Source organism: Salmonella enterica subsp. diarizonae, assembly GCF_008692785.1.
In the GTDB taxonomy this organism is placed as follows: Bacteria; Pseudomonadota; Gammaproteobacteria; order Enterobacterales; family Enterobacteriaceae; genus Salmonella; species Salmonella diarizonae.
In genome coordinates this window covers 225,137-241,467 of sequence record NZ_VXJV01000004.1, presented here as the reverse complement: position 1 = coordinate 241,467, position 16,331 = coordinate 225,137, and the positions used below count along the sequence as shown (strand labels likewise).

17 protein-coding genes and 3 pseudogenes are annotated in these 16,331 nt (G+C 48.6%); 15 read left to right on the top strand and 5 right to left on the bottom strand.

What is annotated here, in order from left to right; all coding sequences use genetic code 11:
* Positions 1-2 precede the first annotated feature (2 nt).
* Genes bcfC through F4V72_RS10180 form a run of 7 tightly spaced genes read left to right on the top strand, consistent with a single transcriptional unit; the run spans position 3 to position 6,640 of the window.
* Entirely contained in the window at positions 3-2,624 is a 2,622-nt protein-coding gene (gene bcfC / locus F4V72_RS10210; RefSeq protein WP_053509897.1) for a fimbrial usher BcfC, read from the top strand.
* Positions 2,625-3,632: a fimbrial protein BcfD gene (locus F4V72_RS10205; protein ID WP_023245636.1), complete on the top strand. Its 1,008-nt coding sequence runs from the start codon at positions 2,625-2,627 to the stop codon at positions 3,630-3,632.
* Positions 3,633-4,172: a fimbrial protein BcfE gene (locus F4V72_RS10200; RefSeq protein ID WP_063390100.1), complete on the top strand. Its 540-nt coding sequence runs from the start codon at positions 3,633-3,635 to the stop codon at positions 4,170-4,172. It begins immediately after the preceding gene.
* Positions 4,173-4,187: 15 nt separating this feature from the next.
* Complete coding sequence (locus tag F4V72_RS10195) at positions 4,188-4,706, top strand: fimbrial protein BcfF (RefSeq protein WP_023245638.1); 519 nt, start codon at positions 4,188-4,190, stop codon at positions 4,704-4,706.
* On the top strand, positions 4,672-5,430 hold the full coding sequence (locus F4V72_RS10190; protein ID WP_023245639.1) for a pili/flagellar-assembly chaperone: 759 nt from the start codon (positions 4,672-4,674) through the stop codon (positions 5,428-5,430). The genes F4V72_RS10195 and F4V72_RS10190 overlap by 35 nt, the downstream gene beginning before the upstream one ends.
* Positions 5,431-5,468: 38 nt before the next feature.
* Positions 5,469-6,314, top strand: coding sequence for a DsbA family protein (locus F4V72_RS10185; protein WP_053529500.1), 846 nt, complete (start codon positions 5,469-5,471; stop codon positions 6,312-6,314).
* A 38-nt stretch (positions 6,315-6,352) separates the two neighbouring features.
* Positions 6,353-6,640 (top strand): hypothetical protein, encoded by a 288-nt coding sequence (locus F4V72_RS10180; RefSeq protein WP_023245641.1) that lies wholly within the window; start codon positions 6,353-6,355, stop codon positions 6,638-6,640.
* Positions 6,641-6,752: 112 nt separating this feature from the next.
* Here the strand turns inward: F4V72_RS10180 and F4V72_RS10175 are convergent, their stop codons facing one another.
* Positions 6,753-7,202 carry a winged helix-turn-helix domain-containing protein gene (locus tag F4V72_RS10175; RefSeq protein WP_023245642.1) on the bottom strand — a complete coding sequence of 150 codons (450 nt, stop codon included), beginning with the start codon at positions 7,200-7,202 and terminating at the stop codon, positions 6,753-6,755.
* 371 nt (positions 7,203-7,573) lie between these two features.
* Between F4V72_RS10175 and F4V72_RS10170 the strand changes: the two genes are divergently transcribed.
* A complete protein-coding gene (locus tag F4V72_RS10170) occupies positions 7,574-8,572 on the top strand; it encodes a LysR family transcriptional regulator (RefSeq protein ID WP_136058496.1) in 999 nt (332 codons plus the stop codon).
* Between the two features lie 13 nt (positions 8,573-8,585).
* Here the strand turns inward: F4V72_RS10170 and F4V72_RS10165 are convergent, their stop codons facing one another.
* Positions 8,586-9,023, bottom strand: coding sequence for a winged helix-turn-helix domain-containing protein (locus tag F4V72_RS10165; protein WP_136058495.1), 438 nt, complete (start codon positions 9,021-9,023; stop codon positions 8,586-8,588).
* Between the two features lie 581 nt (positions 9,024-9,604).
* Between F4V72_RS10165 and F4V72_RS24785 the strand changes: the two are divergent.
* A pseudogene (locus F4V72_RS24785) lies at positions 9,605-9,760 on the top strand (hypothetical protein); the annotation flags it as partial.
* 104 nt (positions 9,761-9,864) lie between these two features.
* Here F4V72_RS24785 and F4V72_RS24780 read toward each other — a convergent pair.
* Together F4V72_RS24780 and F4V72_RS24605 are read right to left on the bottom strand one after the other, a co-directional pair.
* A pseudogene (locus F4V72_RS24780) lies at positions 9,865-9,984 on the bottom strand (outer membrane protein OmpK); the annotation flags it as partial.
* Positions 9,985-10,291: 307 nt separating this feature from the next.
* Positions 10,292-10,426 carry a hypothetical protein gene (locus tag F4V72_RS24605; protein WP_254888664.1) on the bottom strand — a complete coding sequence of 45 codons (135 nt, stop codon included), beginning with the start codon at positions 10,424-10,426 and terminating at the stop codon, positions 10,292-10,294.
* Between the two features lie 151 nt (positions 10,427-10,577).
* Between F4V72_RS24605 and F4V72_RS10150 the strand changes: the two genes are divergently transcribed.
* From F4V72_RS10150 to nhaR, 4 genes and pseudogenes are all read left to right on the top strand, one after another.
* Positions 10,578-12,071, top strand: coding sequence for a sulfatase family protein (locus F4V72_RS10150; protein ID WP_070789392.1), 1,494 nt, complete (start codon positions 10,578-10,580; stop codon positions 12,069-12,071).
* A gap of 140 nt (positions 12,072-12,211) precedes the next feature.
* Positions 12,212-12,403: pseudogene (locus F4V72_RS10145) on the top strand (aryl-sulfate sulfotransferase); the annotation flags it as partial.
* A 162-nt stretch (positions 12,404-12,565) separates the two neighbouring features.
* A complete protein-coding gene (gene nhaA, locus F4V72_RS10140) occupies positions 12,566-13,732 on the top strand; it encodes a Na+/H+ antiporter NhaA (protein WP_053509911.1) in 1,167 nt (388 codons plus the stop codon).
* Between the two features lie 60 nt (positions 13,733-13,792).
* Complete coding sequence (nhaR, locus tag F4V72_RS10135; RefSeq protein WP_000062873.1) at positions 13,793-14,698, top strand: transcriptional activator NhaR; 906 nt, start codon at positions 13,793-13,795, stop codon at positions 14,696-14,698.
* Positions 14,699-14,780: 82 nt separating this feature from the next.
* On the opposite strand, the gene rpsT is transcribed toward nhaR, so the two are convergent.
* Complete coding sequence (gene rpsT, locus F4V72_RS10130; protein WP_001518655.1) at positions 14,781-15,044, bottom strand: 30S ribosomal protein S20; 264 nt, start codon at positions 15,042-15,044, stop codon at positions 14,781-14,783.
* Between the two features lie 102 nt (positions 15,045-15,146).
* On the opposite strand from rpsT, the gene F4V72_RS10125 reads away from it, so the two are divergent.
* Positions 15,147-15,365, top strand: coding sequence for a DUF2575 family protein (locus F4V72_RS10125; protein WP_023245651.1), 219 nt, complete (start codon positions 15,147-15,149; stop codon positions 15,363-15,365).
* Positions 15,366-15,372: 7 nt separating this feature from the next.
* Positions 15,373-16,311 (top strand): bifunctional riboflavin kinase/FAD synthetase, encoded by a 939-nt coding sequence (gene ribF, locus F4V72_RS10120; protein WP_053509913.1) that lies wholly within the window; start codon positions 15,373-15,375, stop codon positions 16,309-16,311.
* Positions 16,312-16,331: the final 20 nt, after the last annotated feature.

The window sequence follows — 16,331 nt, the reverse complement described above, 5'->3', positions numbered from 1 at the left end:
TTATGCGCGATAAGCTTTTCATGACGCGATACTACTCCGGCGTAGTTAAACCCGTATTAACCCGACTGGCGCTGGCTATCGCATTGGCGCCGGTGCCGGGGTGGGCGGAAAACTATTTTAACCCGGCATTTCTGTCTGACGACCCGTCTGCGGTGGCAGACTTATCAACCTTTTCCCGTAATGCCCAGGCGGCGGGAGTGTACCGCGTTGACATTTATCTGAATAATACCTTTATCGCAACCAAAGATATTGCCTTCCAGGCGGTGAAAACGGCGGGAAAAAGCGCGCCAACCGATGACAGCGGATTACGCGTCTGCCTGACGCCTGAAATGCTTAAAAATATGGGTGTAAATACCGGAGCGTTTCCGCAGTTGGCGAAGGCGGCGGCGGGAAGTTGCCCGGATCTTGCCAGCGCGATACCGGTCGCCCGAACCCGCTTTGATTTTGCGCAGCAACGTCTCGACATTAGCATTCCGCAGGCGGCGATGATTGCCAGCGCCAGAGGATATATCCCACCGCAATACTGGGATGAAGGTATTAACGCGCTGCTAATGAATTACACGTTTACCGGCGCGAATAGTCGGGATCGGAGCGCAGACGGCAGTGCGGAGAATAGCTATTTTCTTGGATTAAATAGCGGCCTTAATTTAGGGGCCTGGCGGTTACGCGACTATTCCACATGGAACGCGAATAGCGGCGATCAGAATAGCGACAGCAACTGGCAGCATATCAGTACTTATCTGGAACGTGATATGGGCTTTTTGCAGGGAGAACTGACGGCGGGCGACAGTTATACCCCCTCCGCATTGTTCGACAGCCTTCCTTTTCGAGGGCTACAACTGGCGTCTGACGACAATATGTTGCCAGACAGCATGAAGGGCTTCGCGCCGACCATTCACGGCATTGCCAGAAGCAACGCGCAAGTGACCATTCGGCAAAACGGCTACATCATCAATCAGCGTTATGTGCCGCCCGGGGCATTTACTATCAATGATCTCTATCCCACCGCCGCCAGCGGCGATTTGACCGTTGAAGTCAAAGAATCCGACGGCTCTATTAATCGCTATAACGTACCCTATTCCGCCGTGCCAATTCTGCAGCGAGAAGGGCGGTTGAAGTACGCGGCAACGGTGGCGGAATATCGCGGCGATAGCAGCCAAAAAGAGAAGGTGAAATTCAGTCAGGCGACGCTGATATGGGGTTTAGCGCATGGCTTTACGCTGTATGGCGGAACGCAACTTTCCAGTAAATATCATGCGCTGGCGATCGGTAGCGGTGCGAATCTGGGCGATTGGGGCGCGGTGTCGCTGGATGTCACCCAGGCCGCCAGTACGCTGGCGGATAACAGCACCCACCAGGGACAATCGCTGCGGTTCCTGTATGCCAAATCGCTTGCGCAGACAGGAACTCATTTACAGCTCATGGGTTATCGCTATTCAACATCGGGCTTTTATACGCTGGATGATACGGCGTGGAAACAGATGAGCGGCTATGACGATGACGATCGGACTGACAACGATAAAAGCAGGCCGGAATGGGCGGATTATTACAATCTGTATTATACCCGGAGGGGGAAAGTACAACTCGATATCAATCAGCAGTTAGGCGGGTTGGGATCGCTTTTTATTACCGGCAGTCAGCAAAGTTACTGGCACACCGATGAAAAGGATTCTCTGTTGCAGGTGGGATACAGCGATACGCTGGCGGGTATTGCATGGAGCATTTCTTACAACAATAACAAATCCTCAGGCGATGCAAAGCGCGATCAAATTTTTGCGCTGAATATCTCAGTGCCGCTAAGTCAATGGCTGCAACACGATGATGAGGTTACACGCCATCACAACGTTTACGCCACCTTTAGCACCAGTACGGATAAACAGCATAACGTTACGCAGAATGCGGGCCTTAACGGCACGCTGCTGGACGAAAATAACCTTAGTTACAACATACAGCAAAGTTATCAGAATCACGGTATTGGCGAAAGCGGCGCCGCCAGCCTGGAATACGATGGGGCGAAAGGTAATGCCAACATTGGCTATAACGTCAGCGATAACGGCGATTATCAGCAGGTGAATTATGGTCTGAGCGGCGGTCTGGTGGCGCACGCGCATGGACTCACGTTAAGCCAGCCGCTGGGCAATACCAATATTTTGATTGCCGCGCCGGGCGCAGCTAATGTCGGCGTTGTCGACCAGCCGGGTATTCATACGGATGCGCGCGGCTATGCGGTGGTGCCGTATGCGACGACGTATCGGCAAAACCGTATGGCGCTGGACATCAACGCGATGGCCGATGATGTTGATATTGATGACGCGGTGACTCGCGTTGTGCCGACCGAAGGCGCGCTGGTTCTGGCCCGCTTTAAAGCGCGGGTCGGCGCGCGAGCCTTATTGACGCTGAATCATAACGGTAAACCTGTGCCCTTTGGCGCGACGGTGACGGTGAATGATCGCCATGCGGAGGCAATTGTTGACGAGGCCGGGGAGCTCTATCTTTCCGGGTTGTCAGCACAAGGCGTTCTGCACGTTCGCTGGGGGGACCTGCCGGATCAACAATGTGTCGCGCACTATCATCTCTCTTCCTCCCGTCAGATTCTGAGTCGACAACATGCGGAGTGTCATTAAATGAAAATACCTCTTTTATTTGCTCTGCTGACAGGAAGTGTCGTATCGCAGTATGCATTTGCGGACGTGTGTAAAAACGTTAACGGCGTGCCTTCCAGTGTTAATTACGATTTAACGACCACGTTGACGGCAGAACAAAACCAGGCAGGAAAGACGGTCCAACTGGAAAAAAGCCAGAAAGTCAATGTACAAGCGGTGTGTCCCGCCAGCGCGGCGACCTATAGCCAGACCTATCGCTCCTATGTGTCGCAATATCCGGTCGTAGAAACGAGCGGTAACTGGAAATATGTAAAGCTGGACCCGGACTACCTTGAAGGCGGAATGCGGATTGTGGATTCTGCGGCGGGCGATATCTATCCGCCAGTGAACAATATCCCTATGGGGCATGATGAAAAGGTTAAAGCTGGCCAACCGTTTTACGTTCGTAACTCAAATCTGGAGTTTCAACTCAAAATTATTAAACCGTTCATCGGCACGGTGAATATCAGCCCTAAGACTATGTTCAACGTTTATGTTACGACCGCCGTCGGCGATCCGCTGACAGACGTGGTGTACAGCATTCTTTATAGCGGAACGGTGACCGTACCGCAAAGCTGCGAAATCAACGCCGGACAAACGATTCTGGTGAATTTCGGCGCGTTATACAGCGGCAATTTTAGCCACGCAGGCCAAAAACCCGTGGGGGTAAGCGCGAAAAAATTCAGTGTACCGGTAAAGTGCAGCGGTCTGGATTCGCCGGTCAATTTAACGATGCGTCTTATCGCTACGCCGGATAGCCATTTTCCCCAGGCTATTGCTTCGGATAATGCGGATGTCGGCGTAGTGGTCGAAACCGATGAAGGAAACGCGCTTATCCCTAATGATGTGCAGAGCGTCGCGCCTTTTATCACCGATAGCGCCGGACGCGCTAACATCACGTTGCAGGCCTACCCGATGAGTACGACAGGAGAAACGCCCGCGGAAGGGGCGTTTACCGCGTTGGCCAGCCTGCGAGTGGACTTTGACTAAATGAACAGATCACACTGTGCTTTTTTTGCTATGGGGCTGATGCTGTGCCCCGAAATCAACGCCAGCGCTGACGACCTTGCTTATAACCTCGAATTTACCGGCACTATTGTGGCGCAAACCTGCGACATGGATATTTCCAGCCTCAGTCAAAGTATTGATTTAGGACGGTTTGCGGTCGGCGATTTTCCCTCGATGGGAACTACGACAAAATTTAAGCCCTTTAATATCAACCTCAAAAATTGTTCCCGAGGAATTGCCGGGGCGAAGATCTGGTTTACCGGCGAACCCGATCCAGACAATCCCGCGCTATTAGCGATCACCGATACCGGAATGGGAAGCATGCTGGCAAGCGGTATAGGGGTGGAAATTCTGAATGAGGATCAGGATACCGTCAGTATCAATAATACCGACTCGGTGGTCTATCCGTTGAAAGCCGGACGCAATACGCTGTCTTTTTATATTCGCTATAAATCGACCCGGCCAATGGTCACGTCCGGGAACGCGACGGCGGTCATGTATTTCGATATGCAGTATGAATGAGGAGTCATCGTAATTATGCGTAGCGATATCCTGTGCGGCATCGGGATGCTGCTGGCGGTATCCGGCGTCCTGGCGCACGATGGACGGGTCTATGTCTCCGGAACCATCACGGACAATACCTGTTCCCTCTCTCCAGGCTCGGAAAATATTAACGTAGCGATGGGCGCGGTTTCTCAACGCCAATTTTATCGCGCGGGTGACGGTTCCGCCTGGCAACCTTTTGCTATCGATTTACAGAACTGCGGCAGCACTGCCAGTGGCGTAACGGTCAGTTTTAGCGGTACGGCGGACAGTCGTAATACGGATTTATTGGCGCTTACAGCGGGGAAAAGCGACGCTTCAGGCATTGGGATCGCGCTTTATGACCAGAATAAAACCTTAATTCCACTGGGGCAGGAGAGTGATGTGGTAACGCTCAGCCCGGGGCAGGCGTCGGCGCATCTGCAATTTTACGCGCGTTATCTTGCCGATGACAGTACAGTGACGCCCGGTGACGCCAATGCTTCCGCGACTTTTATTCTTGCGTATGAATAAGTTCTTTTTACGCTGCGCGATGTGTTGGTGCTTACTTCCCATATCATGGGCGCAGGCCGGCGTAGTTATTGGCGGTACTCGTTTTATCTATCATGCGGGCGCCCCGGCATTAAGCGTACCGGTAAGTAACCATTCAGACGCGTTCTGGCTAATTGATACGCATCTTTTACCTGGCGACCGATGGCCAGGGGCGAAAAGCGCAGGGAATTCCACGCCATTCGTGGTCACGCCGCCATTATTTATGCTTTCAGCGCGCCAGGAAAACACGCTGCGGGTGGTTTATACCGGTGAACCGCTGCCAGCGGACAGGGAAAGCCTGTTTACCTTAAGTATCGCCGCTATTCCCTCCGGTAAACCGGAAGCGAACCGTGTGCAAATGGCGTTTCGTTCAGCCTTAAAACTGCTCTATCGCCCTGATGGACTTGCTGGCGAGCCGCAGCAGGCTTACCGGCATCTGGTCTGGAACCTTACCCCCGATGGGGCGACGGTGCGTAATCCGACGCCCTATTACGTTACGCTCTTTTTGCTGCGCGCCAATGGACGCGCCCAGAATAACGCCGGGGTGGTTGCGCCTTTTGCAACGCGTCAAACGGAATGGTGCCGGCACACGGTTCGCTGCACTGTGCGCTGGCAAAGTATTAATGACTATGGGCGGGTGATGCCGCCGCAAACCGTGGATCTGACGCGTGTGCATTACCCTATTTTTACAGGCGTCTCCCGATAGCGGGAGGCTTTCCGATCTTATCGAACGAGACTTTTATTATGTATTATCACGCGTTAAAACGTTCCCGGCTGGCGATATTGACGCTGGCAAGCGTTGCGGTATCCGGCGCGGCAATCGCCGCCGATTCTGTCCCGACGTCGCAAATTGGTCCGGCGGCGGAAGCCTACATCGTCAGCCATCCGGATAAAGTGGGGGAAGTGGTGGCGACGTATCTGGCCGAACATCCTGAATTTTTGGTCGCCGCCAGCGAGACGTTGCATCAGCGTCAGCAGATTGCGCAACAACAGGCTTATGTTCAACTGGCATTACAGTATCGTGCTGAGCTGCTAAGCAGTAACACTCCTTCCGTTGGACCTGCCGATGCAAAAGCGGCAGTGGTGATGTTTTTTGATTACCAGTGCTCGTGGTGCAGCAAAATGGCGCCTGTGGTTGAAAATCTGATTAAGGCGAATCCGGATACTCGGTTTATTTTCAAAGAGTTTCCTATTTTTTCCTCCCGCTGGCCGGTATCCGGACTGGCGGCAAGAGTCGGCGAACAGGTATGGCTTACACAGGGGGGAGAAAAATACCTCGCCTGGCATAATGCGCTTTATGCCACGGGGAAGGTTGAAGGTGCGTTAACGGAACACGATGTCTATACCCTGGCGCAACATTATCTGACGCCGACGCAGTTGGCGGTCGTAAAAGAAGTGCAAAGCCGCGGCGCGGTACATGATGCGCTACTCACTAACCAGGCGCTGGCGCAGCATATGGATTTTAACGGGACGCCTGCTTTTGTCGTCATGCCCCAGACGCAAGATGGTGACATAAAACGGGTTGCCGTGATCCCGGGAAGCACGACTCAGGATATGTTGCAAACGGCGATTCAGAAAGCGAAGGGGTGATATTCGCTCAGAGGAGAGCGCACAGGAGTGAAAGTAAAATGAAGACTATGCGTTGCGTAATACCGGTGATTTTACTTTCCTTTATCGTTCATGCAGGGAAAGCGAAACCAACCGCTCAGATTCATTTTATGGGTTCGGTAGTCGAGGCTGGCTGCTGGAATGACGTGGGAACCTTAGAAATTCAATGCCATAATAAAGAGGGGGTTGAACGCTATATTCTCGTCGAGAATATAGCCACGCCGATATCGTCTCCTCATGCAATGGTAAAACAAGATTATTTGGATGAAGATAAGCAATTAACAGTGCTACGCATTGTCTACGACTGAGTAGTCGTTATTTTTTATTAACAGACAGCAGGCGGTGTCCCGTCAGTATAATGGGAAGATATTACGTAAAATAATTCCCTACTTATCGGGACATGGTCTGTTGCCTTGCTATTTAAATAAACGGCGCCAAAAAATATAGTACGATCAATAGAAAAAGAGCAGGTATACCCATGGATATAATTTTACTATATCGATGAGTATGATATTCAATGGATTGTGGCGGCATGTCAGCAGAGTTTATGATAAATCTTTCATCAATTTTTATCCCCTGTCTGGGGAGGGTGACGAACAGCTCGAAAAGCCCGATTTGCTGTAGATCTCGTCGCAGTAGATAAAGAAGTTGCGTCAGATTGGCATCGCTAACAAACTGGCTTCTCTCTCCCCAAACCGCCTGTGAAATCATTTCCCGCGTGATCAGTTTCCTGTAGGCATTTTCAAAAAGATAGCTTAAACAGCGGGCCCGCATGAGCGTGACTTTTAGTACCTTTTTATCACGCAATGATATTATTTCTCTTAACGTTTCATTATAAATGAATTCGTCATTGATAGTGTATTGTCTCATGAATTCACTCCATTTTGATATTCATAAGGTAAAATTTCACACTGTCGGTGTGTTCACTGGCAGTAAAGTACTCCGTACATCAGCACGGATAAGCGTAGAGAATCTCAAAGGAATAAGAGAATCATTTGTGATTAAATAAGATAACATCATGCTTTTTTGTTTTTTTATAAAGTGTGTTAGATGTTTTTGATGTTTTTATAATATGGTTTTATATGTTTTTGCTTCACTCAGGCATGAAACTATGTAAATAAAATTATAATTTATTAGCAAACAGATAAGATAAGCGATTTATTTTATTGAAATAAATGTGGCGCGAGGTTAATCTGCGCCTAAAGTGATAGTGCCAGAGTATGCCAGCCAGGATAAGCTATATGCGGCCAATAAAAAATGCTAAAAAAATTGACTACAATCTGATCAAAGTATTCGATATGGTTATTACTGAGGGAAATGCAACCAGGGCTGCAAGGAAGCTGGACGTCACACCTGCGGCTATCTCTCAGGCTCTTCTTCGCTTACAAAGTCTTTATGGCGAAGAGTTATTTATCCGAACCAGGCAAGGCTTAGTCCCTTCCAGCAAAGGTAAATCACTCCATCAGGTATTCCGCCAGGCAATTGAATCTATAGAGAATACGTTTTACGATAAAACCTACATTCAGGAGAGTAATGAACTTACCGTTCTGGGCAGTGATATAACCGAAAACTATTATTTTCCGGCATTGCTGGATACCATGCTGCTTAATCGACATGTTATTAAACATTATGCGATTAAAAAAACAGGGGAGTACACGCCTGCATCTATGCTGACGCATGGATATGCGGATGTGGTTATGGGAATTCTGGAAATTAAGAATGCGATGATCGAAAGTTATCTTATTGATAACTTATCTGATTTTGTTTGCGTTTGTGGTGAAAAGAGCCCACTGGTTGGACTTGAACAAATCTCTTTATATAATTTTTATGCCGCCAGACATGCTGTCTACCATTCAGATATGTTCTCTTCTTTCACCGCTGACACGATTGACTTGTTCAAGGTCAGTACGCCTTATACGGGGCGCAGGAAAATAGGTTATCATAGTGATTCATTATTTGGAATTATGGGTGTCGTTGAAAAAGGTGATATGGTTGCGATTTTGCCAAGAAAGATTGCCGCTTATTTTAGAGATGTGAGACGTTATAATATAAAAATAATGCGCATGCCTGATGAAATGACTTTTCGCGCATTGCCTGTTTATGCCTATCTGGCCACAAACAGTATGAGTTATAAAAATGCTAAGAATCTGATATCAACCTTTCAGTCCATCTCTCTGATTAAGCCAGAAAAGGAACCTGATATTTTGGTTAAAGATAGCATATCCTTATGCCATTTATAGATTTGGAATTAAATTATTGCATTAAGAAAATAATCATTGTAATCATGCTTAGTGAGGCGAAAAATAATACCATATACTTATACTGTGCTCTTCTTAAAGAAGAGGTTTTTTTGGGTTTTTCATTACTGATAATGATTTCAGCATCTACTTTAATCCCGGTTCGTGGTACGGTAGAAAAAAATTGGCTCAGGCCAAAACCTTTAAGGTCGCGACGTAATAGATATAAAATTTGAGTCAGGTTGGCGTCGCTGATAAATTGACCTCTTTCTCCCCAAAGTGCGTTGGTGAGTTGGCGTTTATAAATAATCTCTTGTTGAGCGTGGTTTAGCATATACTCCAGACACTTTACACGCATCGCGGCAATTTTTATCATCTTTCCCGTTTTTATGTTTTTTAGCTCATTTGTTATATCATTGTATGTATGCGTGTCGTTAATTAAATAAATAGTCATGATATTATTTTTTTTTGAGTTTAATTTGGGGTGCGATAATAGTATGCATATTAATTTTAATGGATCAACTGGTGAGGCTGCACTGACGTCTTTTTGCGAAAAAAAATTGTATCAGGTCACAAAGATGATGGTTTTTTAGAAAGGCTAAAATTTCATGTTTAGCTATTCTAAAAATAAAGTGATAGTAGTGTTAATTTTTATCGGTAGGTTGGTGTATTTTGATTGATTTATTGTTGATGTAAAATAATTTGAATTATGCCGTAAGGCTTATGTCAATCGTGAAAAAGGTATAGGCTATTAGTTATAATGCATTAATTTTACATAACTGTTATGCTTTTATATTAGTGCCAGGGAAATAAATCCTAATAGTTTTAGTCTGGGTTTTATTTTATGGACGTTTTATTTTAAATTATTAAACGGTTTCTCTTGCTGAGGTTGGGTTATTTGGCAAGCAACTTGCTGGGATGTTGTGGCAGTACGTTGTCTGTATCTGAAATAATCAGGAGAAATGTATGGATAAGAAAAACCCATCAATGGTTAACCTGCCCGCATCGCATGAGTCGATTAACCAGAAAATCGATACCATTACCGCGCAACCGGGCTCCAGCGATCTTGTCGATCCGGATGAAGGACAACAGGCATTAGGCTGACTGGTATTACAAGAAATCAATAAAGAGACGAAAGAGGCATTGTTTGAAGCGACGGTGACGTCGGGCTATTTCAAGAACGAAGAAAGTTGCGAACCATTTCAACGTCGTTCCAGTTCACAATGATAAACTTTTCATTAAACATATTGAAGTTATCTGCTGCGGCCCAGCCGAGGACATAACTGTTAAAGTCAGTCGCCGTACCCCAGGCTAATTTTGCCGTATACGCGTTTAAGCTCTGTTGCCTGGCCATTAAAGCAAGAGAAAAGAACACATGCGGCGAGTAGACTATTAATATATTTCTTATTTTTCATGCTCAACTCCATGAGGTAAAAACACAGTGAAATGTTGTGTAAAAAAGCGAATTCTAAGGAGTGTCTTTTTATACGTAGGTGATAGATGTCTGAAAAATATCAGCAATATATATTCATTAATTATTGGTGTTAGATAATGTTGTTTGTTATGTGGTAGCTATTTTATTTGTGATTTATGTTTCTGTTGTAAAATTCACACCCGATAACGAGAAATTAATGAAACCTCGAATGGGAATAATTTCTCGCAAAGACAACTTACTGCCAGTGAATGAGGATGTTATCGTTGAAACAGCAACATATATTGACATCACAACAGCGGTTCTGACACATGAGCTATATTTGAGATCTGCATCACTCGTTCGCGATCCATTTTTTTATAGCCTGCTTCAGGCGTGTTTTCTTTAGCACGAAATATATTTATGGCATTAATATTATAATGCATATGAATAATTTCCTGCGATAAAACGATGTTGATTAAAGAAATATAAGACAAATCGAATGTAATAGTGCAATTCATTTAGGCTGTATTCCGCAGCCGGGTCTATCGGCAAATATATCGTAATCAGACCGTGCGATAACTCAAAGGAGTTGAAATGAAAAGAACAGTCGTTGCCAGTATGATAGGGTTGGCGCTATGCGCTGGAAGCGTATTATCCACCGCGCAAGCGGCAACCGCAAAGCGCCCTAATTTAGTCATTATTCTGGCGGATGATTTAGGGTATGGCGATCTCGCCACCTACGGGCACCGCATCGTTAAAACACCTAACATAGATAAATTGGCGCAGGAGGGGGTGAAGTTTACCGACTATTATGCGCCAGCGCCTCTGTGTTCTCCTTCCCGCGCGGGCCTGTTAACTGGCCGTATGCCGTTCCGTACCGGAATCCGTTCCTGGATACCGGAAGGCAAAGATGTTGCGCTGGGGCGTAATGAGCTGACCATCGCCAATCTGCTGAAACAGCAGGGCTACGACACGGCGATGATGGGGAAATTACACCTGAACGCGGGCGGCGATCGCACCGATCAGCCGCAGCCGAAAGACATGGGCTTTGATTATTCGCTGTATAACCCGGCGGGCTTTGTCACCGACTCCACCCTGGACAACGCGAAAGAACGTCCGCGTTATGGCGTGGTGCATCCTACAGGGTGGATACGCAACGGCCAGCATATTGGCCGCGCGGATACGATGAGCGGCGAGTTTGTGAGTTCTGAAGTGGTGAACTGGCTGGATAATAAGAAAGACGATAATCCGTTCTTCTTATATGTCGCCTTTACCGAAGTCCACAGCCCGCTGGCGTCGCCGAAAAAATACCTTGATATGTACTCGCAGTACATGTCCGACTACCAGAAACAGCATCCGGATCTGTTCTACGGCGACTGGGCGGATAAACCGTGGCGCGGCACCGGCGAATACTACGCGAACATCAGCTACATGGATGAGCAGGTGGGTAAAGTGCTGGATAAAATCAAGGCGATGGGCGAGGAAGATAACACCATCGTCATCTTCACCAGCGACAACGGTCCTGTCACGCGTGAAGCGCGTAAGGTGTACGAGCTGAACCTGGCCGGGGAAACCGACGGTCTGCGCGGACGTAAAGACAACCTGTGGGAAGGCGGCATTCGCGTACCGGCAATCATCAAATACGGTAAGCATATTCCACAGGGAATGGTAACGGACACGCCGGTATATGGTCTTGACTGGTTGCCGACGCTGGCCAACATGATGGACTTTACACTCCCGACCAATCGTACCTACGACGGTCAGTCTTTAGTTCCGCTACTGAAGGGCAAGACTTTAAAACGCCAGAAACCGCTGATCTTCGGTATCGATATGCCGTTCCAGGACGATCCGACGGATGAGTGGGCGATCCGCGATGGCGACTGGAAGATGATCATCGATCGCCAGAATAAACCCAAATACCTCTATAACCTGAAAACCGATCGTTTCGGGACGCTCAATCAAATTGGTAAACAGCCGCAGATTGAGAAACAGCTTTACGGTAAGTTCCTGAAGTATAAACAGGATATTGATAACGATTCGCTGATGAAAGCCCGTGGCGATAAGCCGACGCCTGTCACCTGGGGCTAATGAAATAATTATAAAAAATTAAGTATGCCACTTAGGGCGATGCCCACCTGCTCCGGTCACTCTGTGCCGGATCAGGTTCTTTTATTTCAGGGAAGGTAATGATGTCTGGGAAAAGTTGTCAGGTCATGGTTAAACCGACCATTATCGATCCGCAGGCGGGCAGTGAGGCGATGGGGCTGCTAATTTTACAGGAGATTGCGCCTACGGAGAAAACCGTGCTTTTTGAAGCGACCATGACGTCAGGTTACTACAAAAACGCGGCAACGAACGGGGAAGGCTATCGCTACGATATTACCAGCTTCCGGGTGTATAAAATGGATCTGTACGCGTAGCTTTCTATCGTCAATGACTGACTACACTAAAAAGGTTCGGTGCAAATCGGACCTTATTTCGTAAAAAACGAGCTATTCATCATATATAATCTAATTTTAACGATGAGTCAGGCGGGGTAACATAGTGGATTCGAAGAATTCACCTGATAGAGAGAATAAAAAGTGAAACATCTGCACCGATTTTTTAGCAGCGATGCCTCTGGAGGCATCATTCTCATCATCGCCGCTGCGCTGGCTATGCTGATGGCCAATATGGGCGCAACCAGTGGATGGTATCATCATTTTCTGGAGACGCCGGTTCAGTTACGGGTTGGGGCGCTAGAGATCAACAAAAACATGCTGTTGTGGATCAACGATGCGTTGATGGCCGTGTTTTTCCTGTTGGTTGGTCTGGAAGTTAAGCGCGAACTGATGCAAGGCTCGTTAGCCAGTCTGCGCCAGGCCGCCTTCCCGGTGATTGCCGCTATCGGTGGGATGATTGTACCGGCATTGCTCTACCTGGCTTTTAACTACTCCGATCCTGTCACTCGCGAGGGTTGGGCTATCCCTGCCGCGACGGATATCGCCTTTGCGCTGGGCGTGCTGGCGCTGTTAGGCAGTCGGGTTCCGCTGGCGCTGAAAATTTTCCTGATGGCGCTGGCGATTATCGATGATCTCGGCGCTATCATTATTATTGCGCTGTTTTATACCAGCGAGCTTTCTATCGTCTCGCTGGGCGTGGCGGCGTTCGCGATTGCCGTGCTGGCGCTGTTGAACCTGTGTGGCGTCAGACGGACAGGAGTATATATTCTGGTCGGGGCAGTGCTGTGGACGGCGGTACTGAAGTCCGGCGTTCACGCGACGCTGGCAGGCGTCATTGTCGGCTTCTTTATTCCGCTGAAAGAAAAACATGGTCGTTCGCCGGCGAAGCGGCTGGAGCATGTCCTGCACCCGTGGGTTGCGTACCTGATCCTGCCGCTGTTCGCCTTTGCGAATGCCGGCGTTTCTCTTCAGGGCGTCACGATTGATGGCCTGACCTCAATGCTGCCGCTGGGAATTATCGCCGGTCTGCTGATTGGGAAGCCGCTGGGGATTAGCCTGTTTTGCTGGCTGGCGCTGCGTTTCAAGCTGGCGCATCTGCCGCAGGGGACCACTTATCAGCAAATCATGGCGGTTGGCATTTTGTGCGGGATTGGCTTTACGATGTCCATCTTTATCGCCAGCCTGGCATTTGGCAACGTCGATCCGGAACTTATTAACTGGGCGAAATTGGGCATTTTGATTGGCTCATTGCTCTCCGCAGTCGTGGGATATAGCTGGTTGCGTGCGCGTTTGAATGCGCCGGCATAACCAGTACGAAGGAAAGGGGAGCGATGTATCGCTCCCTTACGACATTGATCAGGGAGAGAAATGAGCATGTCTCATATTAACTACAACCATCTTTATTACTTCTGGCATGTTTATAAAGAAGGTTCTGTCGTGGGCGCCGCAGAGGCGCTTTTTCTGACGCCGCAAACCATCACCGGCCAAATCAAAGCACTGGAAGAGCGTTTACAGGGTAAGCTATTCAAACGTAAGGGGCGCGGTCTTGAACCCAGCGAACTGGGCGAGCTGGTTTTTCGCTATGCGGATAAAATGTTTACGCTAAGCCAGGAGATGCTGGATATCGTCAACTACCGTAAAGAATCAAACTTGTTGTTCGATGTTGGCGTCGCCGATGCTTTATCCAAACGTCTGGTCAGTAGCGTTCTGGATGCGGCGGTGGTGGTGGACGAACCCATACATCTACGTTGCTTCGAGTCCACGCACGAAATGTTGCTCGAACAGCTTAGCCAGCACAAGCTGGATATGATTATCTCCGACTGCCCGATAGATTCCACGCAGCAGGAGGGGCTATTCTCAGTCAAAATCGGCGAATGTAGCGTCAGTTTCTGGTGCACGAATCCGCTTCCCGAAAAAGCGTTCCCTGCCTGCCTGGAAGAGCGACGGTTGCTGGTGCCGGGACGTCGCTCGATGCTGGGGCGTAAATTGTTGAACTGGTTTAATTCGCAGGGGTTGCAGGTTGAGATTCTCGGCGAATTTGATGACGCGGCCTTAATGAAGGCGTTTGGTGCGACACACAATGCGATTTTTGTGGCGCCGAGCCTTTATTCGCTGGATTTTTATGCCGATGAGTCGGTAATAGAGATTGGGCGCGTCGAGAATGTCATGGAAGAATATCATGCGATTTTTGCCGAAAGAATGATTCAGCATCCGGCGGTACAGCGTATTTGTAATGCGGATTACTCTGCGTTGTTTACGCCGATAAGCAAATAGCTTATTTATTACGCTGCCATCCGGCAGGTATAAAAAAACCCGCGAAAGCGGGTTTTTTCACAAAGCGTCAACGAACGGGCGATTAAGCCAGCTTGTTGATCTGTGCAGTCAGGTTAGCCTTATGACGTGCAGCTTTGTTTTTGTGGATCAGACCTTTAGCAGCCTGACGGTCCACGATCGGTTGCATTTCGTTAAATGCTTTCAGTGCAGCAGCTTTGTCGCCAGCTTCGATAGCTGCGTATACTTTCTTGATGAAAGTACGCATCATAGAGCGACGGCTTGCGTTGTGCTTACGAGCCTTTTCAGACTGAACGGCGCGCTTCTTAGCTGATTTGATATTAGCCAAGGTCCAACTCCCAAATGTGTTCTATATGGACAATTCAAAGGCCGAGGAATATGCCCTTTTAGCCTTCTTTTGTCAATGGATTTGTGCAAATAAGCGCCGTTAATGTGGCGACGCTCGTTACGTAGTGATGGCGCAGGATTCTACCAGCTTGGCGCCTGTGAATACAGCTTTTCCATGATAAAAATTACATTAAGCGGCGGGTTTTGGAGCGGAGTTTGCCGCATGGCGATGAAAAGCATCTTCTTTATGTTTCATCAGGGCAATCGCCGGTTAACCTTGACCGCTGTACAAGGTATACTCTTGCGATTTTCACTGTTTTGAGTCAGACATGAAGCTGATACGCGGCATACATAATCTCAGTCAGGCCCCGCATGGGTGTGTGCTGACCATTGGTAATTTCGACGGCGTACATCGGGGGCATCGCGCTCTACTGCAGGGTCTGCAGGAAGAAGGACGCAGACTCGGTCTGCCGGTGGTGGTCATGATTTTCGAACCGCAACCGCTGGAGCTGTTCGCGACGGATAAAGCGCCCGCCCGCCTGACGCGCCTGCGTGAAAAACTGCATTACCTCGCGCAGTGCGGCGTGGACTATGTGCTGTGCGTGAAATTCGATCGTCGCTTTGCCGCTTTGACGGCACAAACGTTTATCAGCGAACTTCTGGTGGAGCGACTTGGCGTGCAATTTCTTGCCGTCGGCGATGATTTCCGCTTTGGTGCTAGCCGCGCGGGCGATTTCTTGTTATTACAGAAGGCGGGGGCGGAGTATGGTTTTGCGGTTTCCAGCACCCAAACCTTTTGTGAAGGTGGCGTGCGTATCAGTAGCACTGCAGTGAGACAGGCGTTGGCGGAAGATAACCTGGCGCTTGCCGAAAGCCTGCTGGGACATCCCTTTACTATTTCCGGGCGTGTCGTTCATGGTGACGAGCTGGGACGTACCATTGGCTTCCCGACGGCGAACTTACCGCTGCGCCGTCAGGTCTCCCCGGTAAAAGGGGTCTATGCGGTGGAAGTCACCGGGCTTGGCGATAAGCCGTTACCCGGCGTGGCGAACATTGGCACTCGTCCAACGGTGGCTGGCGTGCGTCAACAACTGGAAGTGCATCTGCTGGACGTTGTAATGGACCTCTATGGTCGCCATATAGATGTAATACTGCGTAAAAAGATACGTAATGAGCAGCGATTTGCGTCGCTTGATGAGCTAAAAGCGCAAATCGCACGCGATGAGTTAACGGCCCGCAAGTTTTTTGGGCTAGCCGGGCAGGTATAACCCTGACGGTGTTTATCAAA

Bases quoted from the DNA above. Each gene is read 5' to 3' on its own strand.
- bcfC (WP_053509897.1), top strand. From the start codon at position 3: ATGCGCGATAAGCTTTTCATGACGCGATACTACTCCGGCGTAGTTAAA.
- F4V72_RS10205 (WP_023245636.1), top strand. From the start codon at position 2,625: ATGAAAATACCTCTTTTATTTGCTCTGCTGACAGGAAGTGTCGTATCG.
- F4V72_RS10200 (WP_063390100.1), top strand. From the start codon at position 3,633: ATGAACAGATCACACTGTGCTTTTTTTGCTATGGGGCTGATGCTGTGC.
- F4V72_RS10195 (WP_023245638.1), top strand. From the start codon at position 4,188: ATGCGTAGCGATATCCTGTGCGGCATCGGGATGCTGCTGGCGGTATCC.
- F4V72_RS10190 (WP_023245639.1), top strand. From the start codon at position 4,672: ATGCTTCCGCGACTTTTATTCTTGCGTATGAATAAGTTCTTTTTACGC.
- F4V72_RS10185 (WP_053529500.1), top strand. From the start codon at position 5,469: ATGTATTATCACGCGTTAAAACGTTCCCGGCTGGCGATATTGACGCTG.
- F4V72_RS10180 (WP_023245641.1), top strand. From the start codon at position 6,353: ATGAAGACTATGCGTTGCGTAATACCGGTGATTTTACTTTCCTTTATC.
- F4V72_RS10175 (WP_023245642.1), bottom strand. From the start codon at position 7,202: ATGAGACAATACACTATCAATGACGAATTCATTTATAATGAAACGTTA.
- F4V72_RS10170 (WP_136058496.1), top strand. From the start codon at position 7,574: ATGCGGCCAATAAAAAATGCTAAAAAAATTGACTACAATCTGATCAAA.
- F4V72_RS10165 (WP_136058495.1), bottom strand. From the start codon at position 9,023: ATGACTATTTATTTAATTAACGACACGCATACATACAATGATATAACA.
- F4V72_RS24605 (WP_254888664.1), bottom strand. From the start codon at position 10,426: ATGCATTATAATATTAATGCCATAAATATATTTCGTGCTAAAGAAAAC.
- F4V72_RS10150 (WP_070789392.1), top strand. From the start codon at position 10,578: ATGAAAAGAACAGTCGTTGCCAGTATGATAGGGTTGGCGCTATGCGCT.
- nhaR (WP_000062873.1), top strand. From the start codon at position 13,793: ATGAGCATGTCTCATATTAACTACAACCATCTTTATTACTTCTGGCAT.
- F4V72_RS10125 (WP_023245651.1), top strand. From the start codon at position 15,147: ATGTGGCGACGCTCGTTACGTAGTGATGGCGCAGGATTCTACCAGCTT.
- ribF (WP_053509913.1), top strand. From the start codon at position 15,373: ATGAAGCTGATACGCGGCATACATAATCTCAGTCAGGCCCCGCATGGG.